Source organism: Rhizobium sophorae (assembly GCF_013087515.1).
Taxonomy (GTDB): Bacteria; Pseudomonadota; Alphaproteobacteria; order Rhizobiales; family Rhizobiaceae; genus Rhizobium; species Rhizobium sophorae.
Genome location: NZ_JABFCN010000066.1, coordinates 189,355 through 205,922, shown reverse-complemented (window position 1 = coordinate 205,922; position 16,568 = coordinate 189,355). Strand labels below are relative to the sequence as shown.

The following is a 16,568-nucleotide window of genomic DNA, read 5'->3' as shown; positions in this document are numbered from 1 at the left end:
CCTGCGGTCGCCCGAATCCGGAGGCCGCATGTGGGCGCTGTCTCAATCGCCGGAACCGGGCTTCTCCGAAAAATACTTCTCGAATTTTCCGGTTTCGCCATCCATTTCCTTGGCCTCGGGCAACGGGTCCTTCTTGACCGTGATATTCGGCCAGATCGTGGCATATTCGGTATTGATCTTCAGCCATTTGTCGAGGCCCGGCTCGGTATCGGGCTTGATCGCCTCGGCGGGACATTCAGGTTCGCAGACGCCGCAATCGATGCATTCGTCGGGATGGATGACGAGGAAATTCTCGCCCTCATAGAAGCAGTCGACAGGGCAGACTTCCACGCAATCGGTATATTTGCACTTGATGCAATTGTCGGTCACGACATAGGTCATGAAGAACTCCAGGATTTCCATGCGGATGGGGCCGGGCAACCTGGAACGTCGCGCCTATCCCCGTGCCGGAGGAAAAGCGTGAGCAGGCTTGGGAGGCAAGCACGCTTCCGGCAGGTTGTCAGTGACGTATCGGCTTTGGCGTCGGATTTCAAGGATAAACGATCTGCAAAAGCCGCCGCCGCAGACAGAGTTTTCTAATCCTCGTCCGACATCAGCCTGTCGATTGCACGTCTTTCCTTTTTAGTCGGACGGCCGGTGCCGGTGGCTCGGATCGCCTGCTCGTAGGGAGTGAGACGTTTTGCCTCATCGGGCGGCGGGGATTGGTCGTCGTAGAGCAGGCGCGCCTCCTCGTAAGGCCCCCGCCGTTCGCCGGCAAGGCGCATGACGAGAACGACATCGCGCCGCTCCAGCGTCAACTCGATACGGTCGCCCGGCTTGACCATCTGGCTTGGATGGTTGCAGCGCTCGCCGTTGATGCGCACATGGCCTGATTGGATATGGCTCTGCGCCAGCGAGCGCGACTTCACCATGCGCGCGAAGAACAGCCACTTGTCGATGCGCTGGCGCGAACCGCTTGTCGGCTGTGTCTCCCCGCTCATGATTACTTCTTCATCTGCTCCTTGAGAGCTGCGAGCTTGGCGAAGGGCGAATCCGGATCGATCGGCTTCTCCTTGCGCGGCGGCTTGGCCTCGAAGCGCAACGGCTGCGAGCCGCCACGATTGTTGTTTCGGTCGTTGCGCTCGCCGCGATCCTTGCGATCGCCACGGTCCTGCCGGTCGCCGCGCGGCTGGTCGCCCCGTGGTTGATTGTTGCGGTCGCCTCTTGCCTGCTGCGGCCGGCCACCATCGCGACCGCTGCCTTCCTTGCCACGGTTCTGGCGATTGTTGTCGCGGCCGTCGCCGCCGCGATTGCCCTCGCCGCCTTCACCGCCGCCCGGCCGGCGATTGCGGTCGCCGCGCTCCTGGTTTTGACCGCGCTGCTCGCCCTGGCCGCCACGGCGTTCGCCATGCCCGCCGCGCCCCTGGCGCTGATTGTCGTTGCGACCGCCAAGACGCCACAGAAGCACCGGCTTCGGTTCCGCCGGCTCGCCGGCTTCCCCAGGAGCAGATCCTGCTTCCCCGGAAGCCGATATCGCTTCCACAGGAGCAGAGGTTTCGCCGGAAGCAGAGGCTTCCGCCGGAGCGGATGCCTCGATCGCTTCGGCCGGAGCGGGGCTTTCAACCGCTTCCGCCACGGGCGCGTCGGTTACGGATGGCTCGGCAGCAGTCTCTTCCGCGGCGCCATCGGCATCGTCGTGATCAGCCTTCTCGGCTGTCTCTTCCGCAGGCGTTTGCACGCTGGCGGCAGGCACTGAGGCCGCATCCTGCGCCGCAAGATGGAGCGATGCTTCTTCCGCCTTCACGGCATCGGCACGATAGCCGAGACCCTTGAGGATTTCTTCCATGTCCTCGAGCGTCGCACCGAGGATCGACAGCATCGCGGTCGTCGTCGTGAAGCGGCGGCCGTCATAGGCGCCCTCCGGACGGTTGTTCTGACCGGGCTTCCATTGCAGCAGCGGACGGATGATATCGGCAAGCCGTTCCAGGATGTCGATGCGCACCGCACGCTTGCCGAGGAAACGGAAGCCGGCGAGCTTGTAGAACATCCGCTCGAAGCTCGGATCGGTGACGACCGAGGTGCGGCCGGCGGCAAGCACTGGAATGAGATCGCCGTAGCCCGGCTTGTCGAGACCGTCGTTCTTCAGCGCCCATAGCAGCGTGATGAGCTCGGCCGGCGCCGGCTTCAGAAGTGCGGGAACGAAGATATGATAGGCGCCGAAACGCACGCCGTAGCGGCGCATGGAGGCACGGGCCTCCTGGTCCAGCGACTTCACCTCCTCGGTCACGTCGCGGCGGAACAGTACCCCGACATTCTCGACGAGCTGGAAGGCAAGCCCCTTGGCGAGACCCTGCAGGTCCTCGGCGCGCGACAGGTCGTCGAGCGGCTTCAGCACCGTGCTGATATGATGATTGACGAAGCGCTCGATGCGGGCGGCAACGTGATCGCGGGCATTGCCCGTCAGTTGCTCGTCCGCCAGCAGAATCACGCGCGGACGCATGATATGATCGCTGCCCGAAAGCCGCGCCACCGGGTCGCCCAGCCAACGGATCAGCCCATCCGAACCGATCAGCAGATCGCTGTTGCCGGCGGCATGCATCCGGGCCGCGCGGGCTTCGAACTCGAGCCCGAGCGCCTTCTGCGACGCAGCCTGAACCGCCTTGGCATCCGGTCCGTCCGTTCCCGCCACCGGCGTGAAACGGAATCCGCTCAACTGCCCTACATGATGTCCTTCAACGAAGACATCGCCATTCACACTGATTTCAGCTTCCAGCATCGCATTCTCTCTCAGGCGCTTCATGAGCACAGATGTCCTGCGATCAACAAAGCGTTTCGTCAACCTTTCATGTAACGCGTCGGACAATCGATCTTCGATTTCCCGCGTCTTTTCCTGCCAGTGTGTCGGATCGGCAAGCCAACCGGGCCGATTCGAAACGTAGGTCCAGGTCCTTATCTGCGCGATTCGCGCCGAAAGCGTGTCAATTTCGCCATCTGTTCGATCGGAGCGATGAACCTGCTCCGCAAGAAACTGCTCATTCACCGTGCCATAGCGGACGAGATCGGAAAAGAGGGTCGAGATAAGATCGGCATGTTGTGCTGGGGTGATACGCCGATAGTCGGGAAGCGCGCAAGCCTCCCAAAGTTTTTCGACGCGCGCCGGCCTGTCGGCGAGATCGATGACCTCAGGATAACGCGAAAGCTGTTCCAGCGCCTGCTGGTCGACCGCAGGCAGCGCCCGCGTCAGCCCCGGTACGCGCGGTCCCGCCTCAAGGCTGGCGCGCAGCGATGCGATTGAGGAGAAGTCCATCACGGTCGTGCGCCACTGCAAAACCTTGACGTTGTCGAACTCGTGTCCCTCGATGCGCTGCACCAGCTCCTCGTCGAAGGGCGAGACTTGCCCGGTGACGCCGAAGGTTCCGTCCCGCACATGCCGCCCGGCGCGCCCGGCGACCTGGCCGAGTTCGCCCGGATTGAGATTGCGGAACTGGTAACCGTCGAATTTCCGGTCCTGGGCGAAGGCGACGTGATCGACATCGAGGTTGAGGCCCATGCCGATCGCATCGGTCGCCACCAGATATTCGACGTCGCCTGCCTGATAGAGCGCCACCTGCGCATTGCGGGTGCGCGGGCTGAGCGCGCCGAGCACGACCGCCGCACCGCCGCGCTGCCGGCGGATGAGCTCGGCGATGGCATAGACCTCGTCGGCGGAGAAGGCGACGATGGCCGAGCGCTGCGGCAGCCGGGTGATCTTCTTCTGCCCGGCGTAGAAAAGATGCGAAAGCCGCGGCCGCTCGACGATATTGATGCCAGGCAGGAGCTGCAGCAGGATCGGCCGCATCGTCGCCGCACCGAGCAGCAGCGTTTCCTCGCGGCCGCGAAGATGCAGGATGCGGTCGGTGAAGATATGGCCGCGCTCGAGATCGCCGGCGAGTTGCACCTCGTCGATCGCGACGAAGGCGGCTCTGGTCTCGCGCGGCATCGCTTCGACGGTGCAGACGGAAAAACGCGCATTGGGCGGCGAAATCTTTTCCTCGCCGGTGACCAACGCCACATTCTGCGCGCCGACCTTCTCCACCACCCGCGTATAGACCTCGCGCGCCAGCAGCCGGAGCGGCAGGCCGATCACGCCCGTCCCGTGCGCGACCATGCGCTCGATGGCATAATGGGTCTTGCCGGTATTGGTCGGGCCGAGCACCGCGGTCACACCGCGCCCACTCAGAATCATCGGCTGCGAAGTCAGAGTCATGGGTCCATGCAAATGAGGCGGGGTGGCCCCAGGAAAATCTCGGCTCCTCGATGGAAGCTGGACAACACATGGACAGCTGCCGCCGCAAACGCAAGGGCAGATTTCAAAATGCCTCGGGGATTACGACCTTTGCGAGTCGCCGGGAACGCCCGAATTTCCGATTCGGAACAGCGTGAGAACGAATCAGCGACGAATCGATGACTCCGGCTGATTCAGCTTTTGTTCACGGCTAAGTATTGATTTTGAATCACTTTTTCCCACTAGATGCTGAATCGCGAGACTCTCTCCTGTTCGTATTTTCGCCATGGTGAGCGACGATCTTCGCCCGATCTCGAACAGGCGAAAATCCGCCCGAAATTAACCTCTTGACCAAAGCCGGAACGAATCGGAGACGAATCGCTGACGCTGCCATTTTCGCCTTTCGTTCACGGCCACATCTGGTAGCGTTATCAGGTTCAGGCCCTAGATACGCATTGGCGGCAGATCGCCTCGCCCCGCCTCGTCGTATCAGCATTAATCTTTCAGGCGCCGGATTCAGACAACATTAAGTCAAGGCGGCCGATCTCGGCGCACCGATCACAAACGGAACGAATCGCTGACGAATCGGCGACATCGCCGTTTTCCAGCTTTGTTCACCGCAACATATTGTATTTAAATGTCTTTTTAACCATAGTGACAATTTTCCGAGATGACGGAAATTAAACCGTGAATCAGGCTTCGTCACATTTCCGGAGCTTAACCGGGAACAAAAATCGCCAATGCGTGTTTCTCGTCCATCCAAATTGCGGATGAAATGAAGGAAACACACCATGCTTGGCACGATACTTCTTATTATCCTCATTCTGCTCTTGATCGGAGCCTTGCCGAATTGGGGTTATAGCCGTGGCTGGGGCTATGGACCTTCGGGCGGTTTGGGGCTAGTTCTCGTGATTATCATTATCCTTGTACTAATGGGCCGCATCTAAAGGCCAACTAACCTGGGGAGTTACGACATGATGAAGAAGATCGTTCTTATTGGTGCCCTCGTCGGCGCCCTGGCATCCTGCACAGCGACCGAGCAAGGTACGGCGATCGGCGCCGGCACCGGTGCGGTCATCGGCGGTGCCGTCACCAACAGCTGGGGTGGCGCCGCCGTCGGCGCCGTTGCCGGCGGTCTGACCGGTGCTCTGATCGGCCAGTCGGTCGAACGCCGCGGCTACTGCGTCTATCGCGACCGCTACGGCCGCCGCTACGAGGCCCGTTGCCGCTACTGATCGGCAAAGCATATCGGACTCCCAACGGGCGCTTCGGCGTCCGTTTTCTTTTGCCGGTCGCATCCGTCAACGAGACGTTGACAATCGGTTACGAAAGTCAAACCTATCACCGCCCAACGGGCAGGCACATATTTCCTTCACGAGCGCAACGGACGGGCAGAACCGCCCAGCGCACCGGAAAGGAAACGCTTCCATGATTCAGATTTTGCTGAATTCCCTCGTCGTCGTGCTCATCGCGTCGGCTTTCCTGGCGACCGCGATATCAGCCGTCAGCACCGATGATCCTTCGCTGCGTAAAGTGCCGGCCAGAGTTCGGCCATAGCGACGTCCATAAACTGCGATTGGCGCGTCCTGCCGGACGCGCCAATCGCTTTGAATCTAATCTCTGCTGTCGACTCGAAGACGGAAATGTCTAGAGCGGTTCAGCTTTCAACGGAAACGCAGGACCGCCCTAGCCTTTTGTTTTTATGCGAAGAACTGCCCGCCATTGGCTGTCAGCGTCGAACCGGTGATGAAGCCTGCATCGTCGGAGACGAGGAAGGTGACGCAGCGCGCGATCTCTTCCGGTTCGCCGAGACGGCCGACGGGGATCTGCGGAATGATGCGTTCGTTCAGCACTTTCTCCGGCACGGCAAGCACCATTTCCGTTCCGATGTAACCGGGGCAAATGGCGTTGACGGTAATGTTTTTGTTCGCGCCTTCCTGAGCCAGCGCCTTGGTGAAGCCGAGATCGCCCGCCTTGGCCGCCGAATAGTTGACCTGGCCCATCTGGCCCTTCTGCCCGTTGATCGACGAGATATTGACGATACGTCCGAAGCTGCGGTCACGCATGCCGGTCCAGACCTGATGGGTCATGTTGAACAGGCCGGTGAGGTTGGTATTGATCACCTCGTGCCATTGCTGCTGCGTCATCTTGTGAAACATCGCGTCGCGGGTGATGCCGGCGTTGTTGACGAGGATTTCGACCGGCCCGATTTCGCGTTCGACCCTGGTAATTCCCTCGCCGCAGGCAAGGTAATCCGAAACATCCCATTTGAACACCGGAACGCCGGTAACGTCGTGGAAGGCTTTGGCCTTCTCGTCGTTGCCGGCATAGTTGGCGGCGACCCTGTATCCGGCATTTTTCAATGCCATGGATATTGCCGCGCCGATGCCACGCGTACCCCCGGTGACCACAGCCACTCTGCTCATGTTCCGCTCCCCTTTTGTTTTTCGCCCTGCCCCGCGGCGGGATCTTCAATCAATTATGGATTGTATGCTATTTAAAGCGCTTCAAAGCACATGGCCACACCCATGCCGCCGCCGATGCAAAGCGTGGCGAGACCCTTCTTGGCGCCGCGGCGCTTCATTTCGAACAGCAGCGTGTTGAGAACGCGCGCACCCGAGGCGCCGATCGGATGGCCGATCGCGATCGCTCCGCCATTGACGTTGACGATCGACGGATCCCACCCGAGATCCTTGGTGACGGCGCAGGCTTGCGCCGCGAAGGCCTCGTTGGCTTCGACGAGGTCGAGATCGTTGACCGACCAGCCGGCCTTTTCGAGCGCCTTGCGCGAAGCCGGGATCGGTCCGGTGCCCATGATCTGCGGATCGACACCCGCCGTTGCCCAGGAAACGATGCGGGCGAGCGGCTGGATGCCGCGCCGGACTGCCTCGGCTTCGCTCATCAGCACCGCGGCAGCAGCACCGTCGTTAAGGCCGGACGCGTTCGCGGCCGTGACCGTGCCGTCCTTGTCGAAGGCTGGGCGCAGCTTCCCCATCGCCTCTATCGTCGCGCCGTGACGGATATATTCGTCGGCATCGACTGTAACGTCGCCCTTACGTGTCTTGATGACGTAAGGAATGATCTCGTCGGTAAAGCGGCCGGCTTTCTGCGCCGCCTCCGCCTTGTTCTGCGAGCTGACCGCGAACTGATCCTGCTCGTCGCGCGAAAGCTGCCACTGGCGCGCGATATTCTCGGCGGTGATGCCCATGTGGTAGCCATGGAAGGCGTCGGTCAAGCCGTCCTTGATCATCGTGTCGATCATCTTCATGTCGCCCATCTTGACGCCGCCGCGTAAGTGCGCGGCATGCGGCGCCATCGACATGGATTCCTGGCCGCCGGCAACGATGATCTTCGCATCGCCGGTGGCGATCTGCTGCATGCCGAGCGCGACCGCGCGCAGGCCCGAGCCGCAGAGCTGGTTGACGCCCCAGGCTGTCGCTTCCTGCGGAATGCCGGCCTTCATCGCCGCCTGGCGAGCCGGGTTCTGGCCCTCGCCGGCGGCAAGCACCTGGCCGAGGATCACCTCATCCACCTCGCCGGCATCGACGCCGGCGCGCTCGAGCGCGCCCTTGATGACGGTCGCCCCGAGCTCATGCGCGAGAACTGTCGCGAAAGCTCCGTTGAAGGCGCCGACTGCTGTTCGCCCTGCGCTGGCGATGACGATGGATGAATTGCTCATGGGGACGCTCCTCGTTTTCGTCTCACTTACATAAGTGGAAACTGGCAAAGCTTGGAGCACAAGTCAAACGCGAAGACCGGCCGCCGTCATTTTTAGCCAAAGCCCGTCAAAGCCCGATTTATCTGCTCTGTTAAAGGTTTGCCGCATCGCACAAAGAGATTGTCACCGGGCTTCTTTTGCGTTTACAGTCTCAAGTGGAGGAATATCCATAAATCAGACGGGGGTTCAGGAGACTGATATGGCGAAGCATGAGGGTCAGATCGTTATCAAGAAATACGCCAATCGCCGCCTATACAACACGGGCACCAGCACCTACGTGACGCTGGAAGACTTGGCGGAGATGGTGAAGAAGGGCGAAGAATTTACCGTACAGGATGCAAAAAGCGGAGATGACATCACCCATTCGGTGCTGACCCAGATCATCTTCGAACAGGAATCGAAGACCGGCAACACCTTGCTCCCGATCTCCTTCCTGCGCCAGCTCATCACCTATTACGGCGACCAGATGCAGATGGTCGTGCCGAGCTTTCTCGAACATTCGATGCGCTCCTTCACCGCACAACAGGCCCAGATGCGCGAGCAGGTAAACCGCGCCTTCGGCGAAACGCCGCTCGGCAAGAACCTGCAGTTGCCGATGCAGATGGTCGAGGATCAGGTTCGCCGCAACACCGAGCTGTTTCAGCAGGCGATGCAGATGTTCTCACCGTTCATGACGCCGCCTGCCAAGGAAAGCCGCAAGGCCGAGGCCAAGGATATCGATGAGCTGAAGGAACAGCTCCGCGCCCTTCAGAACAAACTCGACAACCTATAATCCGATCGAGACATCCCGCCCGGCGCTCCGGATCGACACGGCAAAACCGCCGATGACATCGATCAGAGCGATCGTCATCAAAATGAAGAAGACCTGCGTCGCAGCATCCCGGACGAGCAAAAACTCGACCAGGAAGGCGATGAACACCAGCATCGACAGCATGTGGTTGACGAGATTGCCGGGACCGGTTCTGGTCGCTTTGAGGATTTCGAAGAACAGCACGACAAGCGCGATGACGATGAAAAGATCGCCGAGCGCCATGCTCCAGATCGCGCCCGAGATCATCGACAGCACGATGATGTCATGTTGCAGTGCCGGAATGCCGCCATCGCCCATCAGGCCCAGCATCGCAAGATTGTAAAGAATGAACGGGATAATCATTAAGGGCATGGCGGCTATCATCGGCAATCTCCCAGAGCATCATGGAAGAATACTGCCGCAAACCCTTGCCCCACCGCAAGTCATTGCAAATATTATATTGTCGAAATGCAAAAGGCCGGCATGACGCCGGCCTTGAAACTTCGATCGGACAAGCCGGATCGGGAAATTATGCGCTTTCCTTCGGCGTCAGAACCTGGCGGCCGCGATACATACCGGTCTTCAGATCGATATGATGCGGACGGCGCAGTTCGCCGGAGTTCTTGTCTTCAACGTAGGTCGGCGCCTTCAGGGCGTCTGCCGAACGGCGCATACCGCGCTTGGACGGGCTTGTTTTTCTCTTCGGTACAGCCATTTCTCTTACTCCACTTGCGGGCAAAACATTCCCACGGCCAGACTGGCGGCCGAAACGGACATGTCGCGATTTCGGAATTTGGCGCGCTTATACATGCAAGGGGTGACCTTGACCAGTCCCCATGCGTATTTTTTGCGAAGCCGATGATTCCGGGCTCAGACTTCGTCTTCCGGCACGATCCAAGGCTCGGCGCGGGCCGCCTCTTCCCATTTCCGCCAGGCCCGATGCGCCTTCATGGTTTCCATATAGGCCAGCGTATCGTTTTGGCTGACGAGATCATAAATGTCGAACCGGTTGACGACAGGCGCAAACATCGCATCCGCCCCGCTGAACGCGCCAAACAGAAACGGTCCGCCGGATTGCTGCAGGAGATCGCGCCAGATCGTCTCGATGCGGCTGATATCGGCGTCGACACCATCCGGCAACGCGATCCTGCCCTTCGGCCGGCGGATATTCATCGGGCAGGCACTGCGCAGCACCCGGAAGCTCGAGAGCATTTCCATCGAAACCGAACGGGCCAGCGCCCGCTCGGCGCGATCCCTCGGCAGAAGGCCGGCGTCCGGATAAAGCTCGGCGACATATTCGATGATCGCCAGCGATTCCCAGATCGTCAATGCGCCATGCTTGAGAAACGGCACCCGTCCCGTCGGCGAAACCGCCTTTATGCTGGGATTACCGGCCGCATCGTCGAAGGGGATGAGGACTTCCTCGAAATCGATGCCGATGGCCGTCATCGCCATCCAGGGCCGGAACGACCAGGAGGAATAGTTCTTGTTGGCGATATAGAGGGTCGGTGTATCCATGGTGGCCTCTCCCGTTTAGGCTTCGAAATCGAAGATCAGCAATTCGTGAAAATGGTTCATGTCCTCGAACACGCAGAATGCCGGCGGGGTCAGCTCGAGAACAGGGGCTTTGCGGCGGATATCCCCGGCCACGTCATCGAGCATTGCCTGCCAGCGTGGCAAGGCTTCGTCCTCCAGCCGTTCGATCGCATAGGCGAAGGTCATGTGGAACTTGTAATCCTGATGGTTCGGCTGGCGATAGCCCAGAAGCTCGGCCAGCGCATTGCGCCAGGCGCGCATGACCTTGCGGTCGTTCTCGGTCACCCCGTCGACGAGCAGACCCGAGGGACGCGCTTCGACGACGGCGACCTTGAAGGGATCGAACACCGAGAAACCTTCGAGCCGGGCCGCCATCAACTCGGTCATGTCTTCGATCGGTGTATCGAGCGGCAGATCGCCCGGCCAGCAATCCTGCCGGCGCCTGGTTTCGATCACGCCTTCGAAAAGCGTCATGTGAATGCTTGATATCGGCGTGAAGAGGAACTGCGAGGCCTCGGGCATCGCCAGATATGTCTCACGCGCCTCGATCAGCACTGCCTGCGTCTGCGAGCCCTTCTCGATATGGCAGACGATGGTGTTGCCGGCTTCCGGCAGAAAGCCGCCGACCTTGCGATAGCGGCTGCCGAGATGCGTGGGCGGGTTCGGATTGTGCGTCTTCGAGTAGGAGAGAAGTTCGGGCGAAAATGTCGTGATAGTCATGGGCGACTCGGGGGCTCTGGTTGGACTGCATTCGCCCATATGGCAGAACCACGAATGTCAGATGACGCTTACCGCTTCCAACGACAAGTTCTGATGTCAATCATAGATGCACTTGATGTAATCGCCCGAACCTTGTGCGCGTCTCTCGATCACGCCGGCGAGCCGGCGAAGACCTCGTCCGGGCTTGCCGGCATTGCGGTCGATCGGGTTCGGGAGCGAGACGGCAAGCAGCGATGCCTGGCGCCGCGTCAGCTTCGAGGCCGGCACCTTGAAGTGGTGTTGGGCCGCCGCCTCGATGCCGTAGATGCCGGGACCCCATTCGGCGATATTGAGATAGATTTCCATCAGCCGCCGTTTCGACAGGACGAAGTCCGTGGTCACCGCGAGCGGAAGTTCCAGCGCCTTGCGCACGAAGGAGCGGCCGTTCCAGAGAAACAGGTTCTTCGCCGTCTGCATCGGGATCGTGCTGCCGCCACGTGTCGCCTGACCCTTCAGCGTATCCTCGACCAGCATGCGCATTTCCACCCAGTCGACACCGCCATGGAAGCAATATTGCCCGTCCTCGGACATCATCACCGACTGCACCACAACCGGGGCGATCTTGTCCAGCGACACCCATTGCCTGTCGTAACCACGCAGCAGCACGAGATCGCGCAGCATCAGCGTCGAGACGGGGTGAATGAAGGGCAGCAGATAGAAAAAGATCAGCGCATAGGGAAGGATCAGCACGATCAGCACGGCAAGAACAATGCGTTTCAATATACGCCGGTCTCCGAACCATAGCCGACGAGCCGGCATGTCGACGCTGTCCTCTCTCTCCGGCGCTATATCCAATGTCCCCAGTCCGATTTCGCTCCTGTCGTTCTCATAACGCCTGTGCGGAGCTTATGCCAGAGTGCGCGGCGAATCTTGCCGCCGCCATCGACAATTCCGTTGCAAGCCCGGGGGCGCTCATGCCAAACAGCGCCCATGGACGCGAACCCGGACACTTTCGAGACAAGGCTGAAGAACAACGCCCGCGACATCGAGGCGCTGCTCGACCTATTGCTTTCGCCGAGTGCCCTTTCCGATGAAATCGCCAGGCCCGAGACGCTGCGCGATGCCATGCATTATGCCGTGCTGAACGGCGGCAAGCGGCTACGCCCGTTTCTCGTCGTCGAAAGTGCCGCTCTTCTCGGCGGGGACGCCGAGGCGGCCCTTCGTGTCGGCGCAGCCCTCGAATGCGTCCACTGCTATTCGCTCGTGCATGACGATCTGCCTGCCATGGACGATGACGACCTGCGCCGCGGCAAACCGACGGTCCACATCAAGTTCGACGAAGCGACGGCGATCCTCGCCGGCGACAGCCTGCTGACCTACGCCTTCGACATCATAGCCGCGCCGGAAACGACCCTTCCCGATACGAGCAAGGCATCGCTGGTGCTGGCCCTTGCCCGCGCAGCCGGTCTCGGCGGCATGGCCGGAGGCCAGGCGCTTGATCTCGCGGCGGAAAAGCAGGCGCCCGACGCGGCCGGCATCATCCGCCTGCAGGCGATGAAAACAGGCGCGCTGATCCGCTTCGCCTGCGAAGCCGGCGCCGTCATCTCGGCAAGCCCGCCGGAAGATCGCCGCCGCCTGCGCGCCTTCGGCGAAAAGATCGGCCTTGCCTTCCAGCTGGCCGACGACATTCTCGACCTGACCTCGGATGCGGCGACCATGGGCAAGGCGACCGGCAAGGATGCGGCCCGCGGCAAGGGAACACTCGTCGCCCTGCGCGGCATGGAATGGGCCGAGACCCAGCTCCGTGAGCACGTCCGCGATGCCGAGGCGCTGCTTGCCCCCTACGGCGCCCGTGCTTCGATCCTCATTGCTGCGGCGCATTTCATCGCCGACCGGAAGAGCTGAAGCGGCAGGTCAGGCTGCCAGTATCTCCTTGAGAGCGGAAACCAGACGGGCACACTCTTCATCCGTACCGATGCTGATCCGCAGGAAGTCCGAAATACGCGGCTTGGCAAAATGCCGGACGAGAATGTTCCGCTCGCGCAGAGCGGCGAGAAGCGCCGCGCCCGACTGGCTTTGGTGCCTAGCAAAAACGAAATTCGCCTGGGACGGCAGAACCTCGAAATCCAACGCTTCTAGTTCCCCAACAAGGCTTTGCCGGTTGGCAATGATTTTCCTTCTGGATGTCTCGAACCACGCCTCGTCCCTGATCGCTGCCGTCGCGGCAAGCTGCGCCAGGCGATCGAGCGGATAGGAATTGAAGCTGTCCTTGACGCGCACCAGCGCCTCGATCAGTTCCCGCTGCCCCAGCGCGAAGCCGACGCGCAGGCCTGCAAACGAGCGGGATTTCGACAGGGTCTGAATGACAAGCAGATTGGGATATTTTGAAATGAGCGGGATGGCGCTTTCACCGCCGAAGTCGACATAGGCCTCGTCGATCACGACCACCGCATCCAGGTGGGCGGCGACAAGCGCCTCTATGTCGGCAAGCGGCAGGCCGATCCCGGTGGGTGCATTCGGATTGGGGATGATGATCGCGCCGCATGGCCTGTCGTAATCCGCCAGTCGGATCCGGAACCTGTCATCGACAGGCACTTCGATCGCTTCGACGCCGTATAGCAGGCTATAGGTCGAATAAAAGGCGTAGGTCACATCGGGGTAGAGAAGCGGCCGCTCATGTTTCAGCAGCGCCTGGAACGCATGCGCAAGAACCTCGTCGGAGCCGTTGCCGACGAATACTTCCTCAGCCGTCAGGCCGAAACGAGCCGCGATTGTCTCGCGCAATTCCGTGGCAGTGGGATCGGGATAGAGCCGCAGACGATCGTCCGCCGCTTCCCGAATCGCCTCGAGCGCCTTCGGAGACGGCCCGTAAGGATTTTCGTTGGTATTGAGCTTGACCATGTTCGCGATACGCAGCTGCTCGCCCGCGACATAGGGCCGAAGCTTGCTGACGATTGGCGACCAGTACCGGCTCATCCGAACTTGCGGGCGGTCATTCCGCCGCCGTCCGCTGGCCGAACCGCTTCTCGATATAGTCGACGACAAGCGCCTCGAAATCGGCGGCGATATTGGGACCGCGCAGCGTCAGCGCTTTCCGGCCATCGATGAAGACGGGGGCGGCCGGCGTTTCGCCAGTGCCCGGAAGCGAAATGCCTATATCGGCATGTTTGCTTTCGCCCGGCCCGTTGACGATGCAGCCCATGACGGCGACATTCAGTGCCTCGACGCCAGGATATTTCTCGCGCCAGACCGGCATGTTCTTGCGGATGTCGTTCTGGATGTTCTGGGCAAGCTCCTGGAACACCGTCGACGTCGTGCGTCCACAGCCGGGACAGGCCGCAACGACCGGTATGAACTGACGAAAGCCCATGACCTGCAGGATTTCCTGCGCCACCTGGACTTCGCGCGTGCGGTCGCCGTTCGGCTCGGGTGTCAGCGACACGCGGATCGTATCGCCGATGCCGTGCTGCAGCACGAAGCCCATCGCCGCCGACGAGGCGACGATGCCCTTAGTGCCCATGCCGGCTTCGGTCAGGCCGAGATGCAGCGCATGATTGGAGCGTTCGGCGAGCATGGAATTGACGGCGATCAGGTCCTGAACCTGGCTGACTTTGGCCGACAGGATGATGCGGTTGCGCGGCAGGCCGATCTCTTCGGCAAGGGCTGCCGACAGCAGCGCCGACTGCACGATCGCCTCGCGCGTTACCTGCCGGGCCGAAAGCGGCGACCCGGCCTCGGCGTTCCGGTCCATCAGCGCCGTCAGCAGATCCTGATCGAGCGAACCCCAGTTGACGCCGATGCGCACCGGCTTGTCATAGCGGATCGCCATCTCGATGATCTCGGCGAACTGCTTGTCCTTCTTGTCCTTGAAGCCGACATTGCCGGGGTTGATGCGGTATTTCGCCAGCGCTTCGGCACAAGCAGGATGATCGGCGAGCAGCTTGTGGCCGATATAATGGAAGTCGCCGATCAAGGGCACGTCCATGCCGAGGCGCAGCAGCCGCTCGCGGATCTTCGGCACGGCGGCCGCACTCTCGTCGCGGTCGACGGTGATGCGCACCAGCTCCGAGCCCGCCCGGTGGAGGGCGGCGACCTGCGCGACGGTGGAATCGATATCGGCCGTATCGGTGTTCGTCATGGACTGCACGACGACCGGCGCCCCGCCGCCGACGATGACGCCGCCGACATCGACGGCAACGGAAGCGCGGCGCGGTTTCGGATCAAAATCGGCGGCTGAGGACATGAAGCGCTTTTTCACCCCTAAAAACAGTGCCTTTCAGGTGGATCATGACCGCTTTCTTGTCAACCGCCCCTGATATCACTTTTGTTGGGAGGCGGCTTAGTGACCGCCTCCGGAGGTCTCATCGGCATAATGGGCCAGCTTGGAAAGCAGCAGAACGACGAGCAGCAGCACCGGCAGCGCCATGAAAACGACGGCAAAACCGATATGCTCGGCGACGAAGCCGATCAACGATGGTGCCACCAGCATCCCGGAATAGCCCATGGTCGTGACCACCGAAATACCGATGCCGGGCTTGAGGCCGGGAATATTGCCCGCCGCCGAGAAGGCGATCGGCACCATGTTGGAAATGCCGATACCGCAAAAGGCAAAGCCCAGGATGGCAAGCTCGGCATTGGGCGCCAAGCCTGCAAGCAGCATGCCGACAATAGCAAACAAAGTGCAGATCCGCAGTGTCTTGACGCCGCCCAGACGGTCACGCACCAGGTCGCCGGCAAAGCGCATGATTGCCATGGTGGCCGAAAAAGCTGCGAAACCAAGACCGGAAAGTGCCACGGACGCATCCATTTCCTGCCGAAGATAGAGCGCGCCCCAGTCGAGAACAGCACCTTCCGGCACCATGCTGAACAGCGCCATCAATCCGAGCAGCCACGGCAGCGGCACCATCGGCAGCCTCGTCTTTTCCTTCTTGGTGTCGGGATGCGGCGGATCCGCAAGGATCATCGGCCAGGCGACGGCAAGGAAGATCGCCGCCAGCACCGTCGCCAGTTGCGCATGGCCGAGAATGCCGAGCTTGGAGATCACGATGCCGCCGAGACCTGAGCCGATCAGTCCGCCAAGGCTCCAGAAAGCGTGGCAGGACGACATGATGGCGCGGCGCATGGATTTCTCGACCGACACCGCATTGGCATTCATCGCCACATCCATTGCGCCGATGAAGCCGCCGAACAGGAAGAGCGAGATCGCCCCGGTGATCACATTTGGCGCGAGCGTCAATGCCAGCAGCAGCGGCAGCACACAGACGGCCAGGACCTGAACGACGATGCGCGAGCCGTGTTTGGCGATCTGCGCACCGGCGATCGGCATCATGACCAGCGAGCCGACGCCGAAGACCAGGATCATCAGCCCGAGCTCGAACTTGCTCAGCGCCAGCCGCTCGGCAAAATCCGGGATCTTCGGCGCCCAGCAGCCGACGACGAAGCCGTTCATGAGAAAAAGCAGCGAAACAGCCGCCCTGCTTCTGGTAACGAACCCGCTCCGAGCTCCCGGCGGCGCACTCACACGACTGTCCATTTTCGGTCTTTCCTCATTGCCGGGCTTGCAAGCGCCCGATTTCCCTAAA

18 protein-coding genes are annotated in these 16,568 nt (G+C 61.0%); 5 read left to right on the top strand and 13 right to left on the bottom strand.

What is annotated here, in order from left to right:
• Positions 1-42: 42 nt before the first annotated feature.
• The 3 genes from fdxA to G9X64_RS33210 all read right to left on the bottom strand — a co-directional run bounded on the left by fdxA (position 43) and on the right by G9X64_RS33210 (position 4,225).
• A complete protein-coding gene (fdxA, locus tag G9X64_RS33220; protein ID WP_003567552.1) occupies positions 43-381 on the bottom strand; it encodes a ferredoxin FdxA in 339 nt (112 codons plus the stop codon).
• Positions 382-575: 194 nt separating this feature from the next.
• Positions 576-980, bottom strand: coding sequence for an Hsp15 family ribosome-associated heat shock protein (locus G9X64_RS33215; protein ID WP_168309149.1), 405 nt, complete (start codon positions 978-980; stop codon positions 576-578).
• A 2-nt stretch (positions 981-982) separates the two neighbouring features.
• Positions 983-4,225, bottom strand: a complete 3,243-nt coding sequence (locus G9X64_RS33210; protein ID WP_171378244.1) for a helicase-related protein — start codon at positions 4,223-4,225, stop codon at positions 983-985.
• An 809-nt stretch (positions 4,226-5,034) separates the two neighbouring features.
• Here G9X64_RS33210 and G9X64_RS33205 point away from each other — a divergent pair.
• The 3 genes from G9X64_RS33205 to G9X64_RS37050 all read left to right on the top strand — a co-directional run bounded on the left by G9X64_RS33205 (position 5,035) and on the right by G9X64_RS37050 (position 5,800).
• Positions 5,035-5,190 carry a DUF3309 family protein gene (locus G9X64_RS33205; protein ID WP_017962528.1) on the top strand — a complete coding sequence of 52 codons (156 nt, stop codon included), beginning with the start codon at positions 5,035-5,037 and terminating at the stop codon, positions 5,188-5,190.
• A gap of 27 nt (positions 5,191-5,217) precedes the next feature.
• Positions 5,218-5,478, top strand: a complete 261-nt coding sequence (locus G9X64_RS33200) for a YMGG-like glycine zipper-containing protein (protein ID WP_003543792.1) — start codon at positions 5,218-5,220, stop codon at positions 5,476-5,478.
• Between the two features lie 193 nt (positions 5,479-5,671).
• Positions 5,672-5,800: a hypothetical protein gene (locus G9X64_RS37050; protein ID WP_281360303.1), complete on the top strand. Its 129-nt coding sequence runs from the start codon at positions 5,672-5,674 to the stop codon at positions 5,798-5,800.
• A gap of 143 nt (positions 5,801-5,943) precedes the next feature.
• Here the strand turns inward: G9X64_RS37050 and G9X64_RS33195 are convergent, their stop codons facing one another.
• Both G9X64_RS33195 and G9X64_RS33190 read right to left on the bottom strand, forming a co-directional pair.
• Positions 5,944-6,669, bottom strand: a complete 726-nt coding sequence (locus G9X64_RS33195) for a beta-ketoacyl-ACP reductase (RefSeq protein ID WP_168309152.1) — start codon at positions 6,667-6,669, stop codon at positions 5,944-5,946.
• 71 nt (positions 6,670-6,740) lie between these two features.
• Positions 6,741-7,922 (bottom strand): acetyl-CoA C-acetyltransferase, encoded by a 1,182-nt coding sequence (locus G9X64_RS33190; protein WP_171378243.1) that lies wholly within the window; start codon positions 7,920-7,922, stop codon positions 6,741-6,743.
• A 238-nt stretch (positions 7,923-8,160) separates the two neighbouring features.
• Here G9X64_RS33190 and phaR point away from each other — a divergent pair, with 238 nt between their 5' ends.
• A complete protein-coding gene (gene phaR, locus G9X64_RS33185; protein WP_171378242.1) occupies positions 8,161-8,733 on the top strand; it encodes a polyhydroxyalkanoate synthesis repressor PhaR in 573 nt (190 codons plus the stop codon).
• On the opposite strand, the gene G9X64_RS33180 is transcribed toward phaR, so the two are convergent.
• The 5 genes from G9X64_RS33180 to mtgA form a co-directional block, all read right to left on the bottom strand.
• Positions 8,728-9,135: a hypothetical protein gene (locus tag G9X64_RS33180; RefSeq protein WP_003543801.1), complete on the bottom strand. Its 408-nt coding sequence runs from the start codon at positions 9,133-9,135 to the stop codon at positions 8,728-8,730. The two genes, phaR and G9X64_RS33180, sit on opposite strands and share 6 nt — an antisense overlap.
• A gap of 145 nt (positions 9,136-9,280) precedes the next feature.
• Positions 9,281-9,466, bottom strand: a complete 186-nt coding sequence (gene rpmF, locus G9X64_RS33175) for a 50S ribosomal protein L32 (protein WP_003543812.1) — start codon at positions 9,464-9,466, stop codon at positions 9,281-9,283.
• A gap of 155 nt (positions 9,467-9,621) precedes the next feature.
• Positions 9,622-10,269 (bottom strand): glutathione S-transferase family protein, encoded by a 648-nt coding sequence (locus G9X64_RS33170; RefSeq protein ID WP_168309154.1) that lies wholly within the window; start codon positions 10,267-10,269, stop codon positions 9,622-9,624.
• 15 nt (positions 10,270-10,284) lie between these two features.
• On the bottom strand, positions 10,285-11,007 hold the full coding sequence (locus G9X64_RS33165) for a DUF1868 domain-containing protein (protein ID WP_168314887.1): 723 nt from the start codon (positions 11,005-11,007) through the stop codon (positions 10,285-10,287).
• 96 nt (positions 11,008-11,103) lie between these two features.
• Positions 11,104-11,841: a monofunctional biosynthetic peptidoglycan transglycosylase gene (gene mtgA, locus G9X64_RS33160; protein WP_168309156.1), complete on the bottom strand. Its 738-nt coding sequence runs from the start codon at positions 11,839-11,841 to the stop codon at positions 11,104-11,106.
• A gap of 135 nt (positions 11,842-11,976) precedes the next feature.
• Between mtgA and G9X64_RS33155 the strand changes: the two genes are divergently transcribed.
• Complete coding sequence (locus G9X64_RS33155; RefSeq protein WP_168314888.1) at positions 11,977-12,891, top strand: polyprenyl synthetase family protein; 915 nt, start codon at positions 11,977-11,979, stop codon at positions 12,889-12,891.
• Positions 12,892-12,900: 9 nt separating this feature from the next.
• Here the strand turns inward: G9X64_RS33155 and hisC are convergent, their stop codons facing one another.
• The 3 genes from hisC to G9X64_RS33140 all read right to left on the bottom strand — a co-directional run bounded on the left by hisC (position 12,901) and on the right by G9X64_RS33140 (position 16,519).
• Positions 12,901-13,962, bottom strand: a complete 1,062-nt coding sequence (gene hisC / locus G9X64_RS33150) for a histidinol-phosphate transaminase (protein ID WP_171378241.1) — start codon at positions 13,960-13,962, stop codon at positions 12,901-12,903.
• A 16-nt stretch (positions 13,963-13,978) separates the two neighbouring features.
• Positions 13,979-15,229 carry a flavodoxin-dependent (E)-4-hydroxy-3-methylbut-2-enyl-diphosphate synthase gene (gene ispG, locus G9X64_RS33145; RefSeq protein WP_171378240.1) on the bottom strand — a complete coding sequence of 417 codons (1,251 nt, stop codon included), beginning with the start codon at positions 15,227-15,229 and terminating at the stop codon, positions 13,979-13,981.
• A 96-nt stretch (positions 15,230-15,325) separates the two neighbouring features.
• Positions 15,326-16,519, bottom strand: coding sequence for an MFS transporter (locus G9X64_RS33140; RefSeq protein WP_168309160.1), 1,194 nt, complete (start codon positions 16,517-16,519; stop codon positions 15,326-15,328).
• Positions 16,520-16,568 lie beyond the last annotated feature (49 nt).

Excerpts from the sequence above, each read along its gene's own strand:
- fdxA (WP_003567552.1), bottom strand. The coding sequence starts at position 381 with ATGACCTATGTCGTGACCGACAATTGCATCAAGTGCAAATATACCGAT.
- G9X64_RS33215 (WP_168309149.1), bottom strand. The coding sequence starts at position 980 with ATGAGCGGGGAGACACAGCCGACAAGCGGTTCGCGCCAGCGCATCGAC.
- G9X64_RS33210 (WP_171378244.1), bottom strand. The coding sequence starts at position 4,225 with ATGACTCTGACTTCGCAGCCGATGATTCTGAGTGGGCGCGGTGTGACC.
- G9X64_RS33205 (WP_017962528.1), top strand. The coding sequence starts at position 5,035 with ATGCTTGGCACGATACTTCTTATTATCCTCATTCTGCTCTTGATCGGA.
- G9X64_RS33200 (WP_003543792.1), top strand. The coding sequence starts at position 5,218 with ATGATGAAGAAGATCGTTCTTATTGGTGCCCTCGTCGGCGCCCTGGCA.
- G9X64_RS37050 (WP_281360303.1), top strand. The coding sequence starts at position 5,672 with ATGATTCAGATTTTGCTGAATTCCCTCGTCGTCGTGCTCATCGCGTCG.
- G9X64_RS33195 (WP_168309152.1), bottom strand. The coding sequence starts at position 6,669 with ATGAGCAGAGTGGCTGTGGTCACCGGGGGTACGCGTGGCATCGGCGCG.
- G9X64_RS33190 (WP_171378243.1), bottom strand. The coding sequence starts at position 7,922 with ATGAGCAATTCATCCATCGTCATCGCCAGCGCAGGGCGAACAGCAGTC.
- phaR (WP_171378242.1), top strand. The coding sequence starts at position 8,161 with ATGGCGAAGCATGAGGGTCAGATCGTTATCAAGAAATACGCCAATCGC.
- G9X64_RS33180 (WP_003543801.1), bottom strand. The coding sequence starts at position 9,135 with ATGATAGCCGCCATGCCCTTAATGATTATCCCGTTCATTCTTTACAAT.
- rpmF (WP_003543812.1), bottom strand. The coding sequence starts at position 9,466 with ATGGCTGTACCGAAGAGAAAAACAAGCCCGTCCAAGCGCGGTATGCGC.
- G9X64_RS33170 (WP_168309154.1), bottom strand. The coding sequence starts at position 10,269 with ATGGATACACCGACCCTCTATATCGCCAACAAGAACTATTCCTCCTGG.
- G9X64_RS33165 (WP_168314887.1), bottom strand. The coding sequence starts at position 11,007 with ATGACTATCACGACATTTTCGCCCGAACTTCTCTCCTACTCGAAGACG.
- G9X64_RS33155 (WP_168314888.1), top strand. The coding sequence starts at position 11,977 with ATGGACGCGAACCCGGACACTTTCGAGACAAGGCTGAAGAACAACGCC.
- hisC (WP_171378241.1), bottom strand. The coding sequence starts at position 13,962 with ATGAGCCGGTACTGGTCGCCAATCGTCAGCAAGCTTCGGCCCTATGTC.
- ispG (WP_171378240.1), bottom strand. The coding sequence starts at position 15,229 with ATGTCCTCAGCCGCCGATTTTGATCCGAAACCGCGCCGCGCTTCCGTT.
- G9X64_RS33140 (WP_168309160.1), bottom strand. The coding sequence starts at position 16,519 with ATGGACAGTCGTGTGAGTGCGCCGCCGGGAGCTCGGAGCGGGTTCGTT.